The sequence below is a fragment of the Pantoea sp. CTOTU49201 genome (assembly GCF_032054795.1).
GTDB classification, from domain to species: domain Bacteria; phylum Pseudomonadota; class Gammaproteobacteria; order Enterobacterales; family Enterobacteriaceae; genus Pantoea; species Pantoea symbiotica.
The window spans coordinates 1-6967 of record NZ_DAMBSA010000253.1; the positions used below are offsets into that span (position 1 = coordinate 1).

4 protein-coding genes and 1 pseudogene are annotated in these 6967 nt (G+C 57.0%); 3 read left to right on the forward strand and 2 right to left on the reverse strand.

Annotated elements, in window-relative coordinates:
• A pseudogene (locus tag RTY00_RS16580) lies at window positions 1-436 on the forward strand (oxidoreductase); the annotation flags it as partial.
• Here the strand turns inward: RTY00_RS16580 and RTY00_RS16585 are convergent.
• Together RTY00_RS16585 and RTY00_RS16590 are read right to left on the reverse strand one after the other, a co-directional pair.
• Window positions 433-1329, reverse strand: a complete 897-nt coding sequence (locus RTY00_RS16585) for a LysR family transcriptional regulator (protein ID WP_312665172.1) — start codon at window positions 1327-1329, stop codon at window positions 433-435. The pseudogene RTY00_RS16580 and the gene RTY00_RS16585 sit on opposite strands and share 4 nt — an antisense overlap.
• 80 nt (window positions 1330-1409) lie before the next feature.
• A complete protein-coding gene (locus RTY00_RS16590; RefSeq protein WP_154156286.1) occupies window positions 1410-2999 on the reverse strand; it encodes a PTS transporter subunit EIIC in 1590 nt (529 codons plus the stop codon).
• Window positions 3000-3242: 243 nt separating this feature from the next.
• Between RTY00_RS16590 and RTY00_RS16595 the strand changes: the two genes are divergently transcribed.
• Both RTY00_RS16595 and RTY00_RS16600 read left to right on the forward strand, forming a co-directional pair.
• Window positions 3243-5549: an FdhF/YdeP family oxidoreductase gene (locus RTY00_RS16595; RefSeq protein ID WP_312665173.1), complete on the forward strand. Its 2307-nt coding sequence runs from the start codon at window positions 3243-3245 to the stop codon at window positions 5547-5549.
• Between the two features lie 124 nt (window positions 5550-5673).
• On the forward strand, window positions 5674-6967 hold a 1294-nt coding region (locus RTY00_RS16600; protein WP_312665174.1), incomplete at its 3' end, for an exoribonuclease II.

Below are 6967 nucleotides of genomic sequence, written 5' to 3' on the forward strand. Positions count from 1 at the left end.
CGATCAGCTGGCGGCGGTGACCTTCTGTCAGGGCATTGAGGGATTGGATGATGCCGTTTGGTTGCTGGTGCATGATGCGCAAGCGCTGTATGGCTTCGCCACTCTGAAGCAGCGGCTGAGTGAACATTTTGCCGAGGATGAAGCGCTGGCGCAGGCAGTCAGCGCGCGCGTGCTGGGTTGTCGACGTCAGTTTGATTTTGTGTCTGATGAATGGCGTGCCGCGCTGTTGCAGGATGTCGAAAGCGCCGGCGCATCATCGCCAGTGATTTCACTCAGCGCCCAGCTTACTCGCCTGCCCGACCGCTTCAGCGCTGCGCATCTGCAACCGCTGCTGAACGCGGGCTGGGGCAGCGAACGCATCTTCACCTTGTTACAAGCGGTAGCTTTCGCCAGCTGGCAGGACCGCTTGCTGATGGCGCTCGGCGAAACCCGTTAATCGGGCAGATGCCGCCGCGCTTCATCAAAGAAATGCTGAGCCAGCGGCGATGCTCTGCCCGGCTCGGCAATCACTAATGCCGCCTGCCGGCCCATCGGCGCCATCTCAATCGGCCGCCGCGCCAGATTCTGCATCAGCTCCGGCAACAGATGCCCGCATGGCGACACCATCACGCCGAGGCCAACCTGCGCACTTTGCAGCAGCTGCATAATCGACGCGCTCTCAACGATAACGCGCGGTATCAAGCCGGTTTCACGCAGTTGCCCATCGAGATAACGACGAAAATAGCGTGTCGGTTCCGCCAGACACAGCGGCTGGCTGGCTAGTGTGGTGAGCGAAATGCTCTCTTGCTCCAGCAGCGCCGGGAAATGCGCCGGATTAAACAGCGCTTCGACGCCCGGATCTTTCAATAGCGCAGTCTGGAAATGCAGCTCGCGCAATGACGTCAGTTCAAAGAAGCCGATACCGCCATCAACCGTATGGCTGTTGAGCGCTTCCAGCAGCTGATCGGCGCTCATCGCGGCAACGCGATAGTCGAGCTGCGGATAACGCGCTTCCACCGCTTTCAACAATGCGGGCAGCGCCACGCTGCACTGCGGCATGACGCCAAGCCGCAACGTACCGTTGACGCCATGCTTGAGCGACTCCACTTCCAGCTTTAATCCCTGATACACCGAGACAATTTCCCGCGCCCAGGTCAGCACGCGCTCGCCTTCCGGCGTAAAACCATCGAAATTGTTACTGCGGTTGATCAGCGACAGCCCTAATTCGCGCTCAAGGTTTTTCAGACGCATCGATAGCGTCGGCTGGCTGACAAAGCTGACTTCTGCCGCACGGCCAAAATGGCGTTCGCGCTCAAGATTAGTCAGGTAGATTAATTGTTTGATGTCCATGGAAAGCAGAATTGGCTGGAAAACGGCAGTGTATCATGGCGGTTACCGCTGCGCTGATGCTACGCGCAGCGACCATTGAGTTACGCCACGCCCAAGGCACTTTTTACGTCGTTGGCGATCTTCTCGACCTGCGGGCCGTAAATCACCTGCACATCGTGTTCACTAACGCGATTGATGCCGTTCGCGCCGGTGGTCAGTAAGGTTTGATCGACCACTTCATTCATCTGTTTAACTCGCACGCGCAGCCTCGTGAAGCAGCAATCGACGTCCTCTATATTGGCTTCGCCGCCCAGCCCGCTGATGATCACTTTGGTGCGCTCATCCGCCGCCACCTGTTCGGGTTTGTGCTCCTCATCGGATTCCCGTCCCGGCGTTTCAACCCGCATCCGCGTGATGACAAAACGGAAGCCGTAGTAGTAAATCGGCACATAAATTACGCCGAGCACAATCGTCCACCACCAATGCGTTTTGCTGCCACCGAGAATGCCGAACACCACCAGATCGATGGCGCCGCCCTGCACGTTGCCAATCATCAAATGCAGCATCGACATCAACATAAATGACAGGCCGGTTAACAGCGCATGCAGGATATACAGCACCGGAGAAACGAAGATGAAACAGAACTCCAGCGGTTCGGTGATGCCGGTGGTAAAGGAGGTCAGCGCACCGGCCAGCACCAGCGCTTTGACGCGCTGCTTATGTTCGGGGCGCGCGGTGTGGTAAATCGCCAGTGCGGCGGCCGGCAAGCCAAACATCATCACCGGAATTTTGCCCTGTGCGAGGAACTGCGTGGCACCGCGCACTGTATCGTCCGGGATGGCGCCGGGATGCGTCAGCGAGGTGTTAAAGATGTTGAGCGCACCGACAATGCTTTGCCCATCCACCGTTGCCATGCCGCCAATCGGCGTGAAGCGCACGGTTTCGTTGAGGATATGGTGCAAGCCGGTAGGAATTAGCAAACGTTCGCTGGTGCCGAGCAGGAAGGCGCCGTATTGCCCGCTTTTACCAATCATCAAACCCACCCACGCGATGCCTGCGCCGATGGTCGGCCAAATCAACGCCAGCAGCACGCCCACTAGCGGCAGCACCACCACGGTAACGATCGGCACAAAGCGGCGTCCGCCAAAGAAGCTGATCGCCGTCGGCAGTTGCTGGGTGTAGAAGCGGTTGTGAAGCACCACGGTAATCAATCCGGCAATCACGCCGCCCAGCACGCTCATGTTGTAGGTAAAGATGCCGAGCATGTCGATGTATTCGGCGGACGTCATCATTGCTGCAGTTTGATCCATGCCCGCTTTCTGCAGCGCTTCTGGCGTGGTGGTGGCGGCCGTCAATCCTTTCGAGGCCAGCGTGGAACTGATACCGACGTTCATGGCGATATAGCCAATCACAGCGGCAAAGGCGGCGGTGGGTTTCTCCGCTTTCGCCAGCCCGATGGCGCTGGCCACCGCAAAGAACAGCGGCAGATTGGCGAACAGCGCACCCGCCACTTTGCGAATAAACCCGATGATCAGTTGTGGCACCTGCAGATTGGCGAAGGCATCGCCGGTAATCGCCGGGTTTTGCATTGCGGCGGCCAGGCCAAGAAAGATCCCTGCGGCAGCGATCACCGAGATGGGCATCATTAAGGCTTTACCGAAGGCGTGAATTTGGCTTGCCAGATTCTTCATGCGCGTGCCCTTTTCAGAATGGAAAGAGCAATTATTAGCCAGTTATCTCAGCAGCACGTAACCGCCGCCCCTGAACAGCCGGGAAAGTTTGACTTAGGTCACGCTTTACGCCCGATTCGCGATAAACGCCGCCTATCGCACCATTAAACCAATCAATTAGACAACTTTTAAGGAGAGTCGCACACTTCCCGCTAACAGAAGACATATTCTGATAACAACTCATAAACAAATAAGCCTGCAACTATGAAATTTAAACGTAAGATTCAACCCTATCGCGCTGCTGCGGGCGGCTGGGGTTCATTGGAAGCCACCACCCGTTTCGTCCTTGATAGTAAAGCTGCCCTGAAAAACATGCGTAACCTGATGCGCATGAACAAAGCGCGCGGTTTCGACTGCCCCGGTTGCGCATGGGGCGATGACAATAAAAGCACCTTTAGCTTCTGTGAAAACGGGGCGAAAGCGGTGACGTGGGAAGCCACGCGTCGTGTGGTTGAGCCAGAATTTTTTGCCCAGCACAGCGTCAGCACCCTTTATCAGCAAAGCGATTACTTCCTTGAGTATCAGGGTCGCTTAACCCATCCAATGCGCTACAACAGCGCCACCGACCATTACGAACCGATCAGCTGGGACGATGCGTTAGCCTTAATTGCTCGCCATCTGCAGGCGATGGATCATCCGAACCAGATGGAGCTTTATACCTCCGGTCGCGCCAGCAACGAAGCCTCGTGGCTTTATCAGCTGTTTGGCCGCGTGATGGGCACCAACAACTTCCCTGACTGCTCCAACATGTGCCATGAAGCCAGCGGCACCGGCCTGAAGCGCAGCATCGGCGTCGGTAAAGGCACTATTCGTCTGGACGATTTTGATCACGCCGACGCGATTTTCGTTTTGGGTCAGAATCCGGGCACCAACCATCCGCGCATGCTGCACAGTCTGCGCCACGCCGCCGATCACGGTGCGAAGATCGTCACCTTTAACACACTGCGCGAACGCGGCCTTGAGCGTTTTGCCGATCCGCAAAAGCCGTTAGAAGTAGTGACGTCGATGGCCGGCACCATTAGTTCTGCCTATTACCAGCCTAATCTGGGCGGCGATATGGCGGCGGTGCGCGGCATGGTGAAAGCCCTGCTCGAGCTACAGCGTGCACGTTTGGCAGCCGGTGAAAAAGGCATTTTCGATCAGGCGTTTATTGATGCTAATACGCATGGTGTAGAAGACTATATCGCTGCGGTGGATAATACCCGCTGGGACGATATTGTGCGCCAATCCGGTCTGAGCGAAGTTCAGATCCGTGAAGCGGCGGCGATTTATCAAAGTTCTGAACGCGTGATTGTTACCTGGGCGATGGGCATCACGCAGCATAAACATTCAGTGGATACCGTCCGCGAGATCACCAACCTGCAGCTGCTGTTTGGTCAGTTGGGCAAGAAAGGCGCAGGCCTGTGTCCGGTGCGCGGCCACAGTAATGTGCAAGGTAACCGCACCATGGGCATTGATGAGAAACCGGGCAAGCCGTTCCTCGATGCCCTCGGCGCGCACTTTGATTTTGAGCCACCGCGCGAGCACGGCCACAACACCGTTGAAGCGCTAAACGCGATGCTGCGTGACGAAGTGAAGGTGCTGATTGCGCTGGGCGGCAACCTTGCGGCGGCCGCACCGGATTCACCGGTCACCGAAGAAGCGTTGCAGCATTGCGGTTTAACCGTGCACATCAGCACCAAACTCAATCGCAGCCATTTGGTGCCAGGCCATGAAGGGCTGATTCTGCCGACGCTGGGCCGTACCGAACGCGATCGCCAGGCCAGCGGAAATCAGTACATCACCGTTGAAGACTCGTTCAGCATGGTGCACGCCTCAGAAGGTGTCGGCATTCCACTGGCGGAAACGCAGCGTTCCGAAACCGCGATTGTGGCCGGCATCGCCCATGCGACGTTAGGCAGCGATAAAATCGACTGGTTGGCGATGGCAGGCAATTACGATCTGATTCGCGATCACATCGCCGCCACCATTCCCGGCTTTGCTGATTTCAATAATAAATGCGACATTCCGGGCGGTTTTTACCTCGGTAGCGCTGCCGCCGAGCTGCGCTTCAATACGCCAAGCAAACGTGCCGAGTTCAGCGCTGCCGCCCTGCCGACTTCGCTGTTCCCGCAGTTAGGTGATGTCGCGGTGCCGTTTACGCTGCAAACCCTGCGTTCACACGATCAGTACAACACTACGATTTACGGCCTCGATGACCGTTATCGCGGCGTGTACGGTCAGCGTGAAGTGGTGTTTATCCATCCGGACGATATGGCGTCGCTGGGCTTTGCTGAAGGCCAACTGGTGGATATCGAGACGCTGTGGAATGACGGTTTAACCCGTCGCGTCTGCGGTTTCAAACTGGTGCCGTATAACATTCCGCGCGGCAACCTTGCGGCTTATTATCCGGAAACTAACCCGCTGGTGCCGCTCTCCAGTTTTGGCGACGGCAGCGGCACGCCGACCTCAAAATCGGTGCCGGTGAAGCTGGCATTAACTGCCGCCGTAGCGTCACAACGCATCGCCTGACCAAAGCGTTATCAGAAGGTAAAAAGCCGCGTAAAGCGGCTTTTTAGCCTGTTTTGGCCTTGCCGCGCGGACCCGATTCGCGTAAAACTGTCAGCCGCTCTTAGGCCACGAAACTATATAAATTATGTTCCAGGATAATCCGCTGCTCGCGCAGCTTAAAGAGAAGCTTCACGCGCAGACTCCGCGCGTCGAAGGTGTTGTTAAAGGTACGGAAAAAGGCTTTGGCTTCCTCGAAGTTGATGCCCAGAAAAGCTACTTCATTCCGCCACCGCAGATGAAGAAAGTGATGCACGGCGACCGTATTTCTGCCGTGATCCACACCGATAAAGACCGCGAGAGTGCCGAGCCGGAAACCCTGGTTGAGCCGTTCCTGACCCGCTTTGTCGGCCGCGTGCAGAAGAAGGACGATCGCCTGTCGATTGTGCCGGATCATCCGCTGCTGAAAGATGCGATTCAGTGCCGCGCCGAACGTGGCGTGACCCACGATTTCCAGACCGGCGATTGGGCGGTGGCAGAGATGCGTCGTCACCCGCTGAAAGGCGATCGCGGTTTCTATGCCGAACTGACCGAATTCATTGTCACCGCGGACGATCACCTCGCGCCGTGGTGGGTCACCTTGTCGCGCCATAACCTCGAGCGTCAGGCTCCGGACGTCGGTTTTGGTGAGATGCTTGACGAAAATCTGCAGCGTGAAGATCTGACCGCGCTGAACTTCGTCACCATCGACAGCGCCAGCACCCAGGATATGGATGATGCGCTGTACGTGGAAGAAGCCGCCGACGGCAATCTGATCCTGACCATCGCCATCGCCGATCCAACCGCTTACGTGGCGGAAGGCAGCGAGTTGGATAAGCTGGCGTCAAAACGCGCGTTCACCAACTATCTACCGGGCTTTAACATCCCGATGCTGCCTCGCGAACTCTCTGACGACGTCTGTTCTCTGCGTCCGAATGAGCGTCGCCCAGCGCTGGCGTGCCGCGTCACCGTATTGAAAGATGGCAGCCTGGCTGATGACGTGCATTTCTTTGCCGCGTGGATCGAGTCAAAAGCCAAGCTGGTTTATGACGAAGTTTCCGATTGGCTGGAAAACAGCGGCAGCTGGCAGCCTGAGAATGACGCCATTGCTCAGCAGATTCGCCTGCTGCACCAGGTTTGCCTGGCCCGCAGCGAGTGGCGTCAAACCCACGCGCTGGTGTTTAAAGATCGCCCGGACTATCGCTTTGTGTTGGGCGAGAAAGGCGAAGTGCTGGATATCATTTCCGAGCCACGCCGCATCGCTAACCGTATTGTTGAAGAGTCGATGATTCTGGCAAACGTCTGTGCCGCGAAAGTGCTGCAGGAGAAGCTGGGCTTCGGTATCTACAACCTGCACACCGGTTTCGATCTGGCCAACGCTGAGCAGGCCGCTGGCGTGCTGG

What these genes read in the sequence shown, in the direction of transcription:
- RTY00_RS16585 (WP_312665172.1), bottom strand. Translation starts at nt 1,329, where the DNA reads ATGGACATCAAACAATTAATCTACCTGACTAATCTTGAGCGCGAACGC.
- RTY00_RS16590 (WP_154156286.1), bottom strand. Translation starts at nt 2,999, where the DNA reads ATGAAGAATCTGGCAAGCCAAATTCACGCCTTCGGTAAAGCCTTAATG.
- RTY00_RS16595 (WP_312665173.1), top strand. Translation starts at nt 3,243, where the DNA reads ATGAAATTTAAACGTAAGATTCAACCCTATCGCGCTGCTGCGGGCGGC.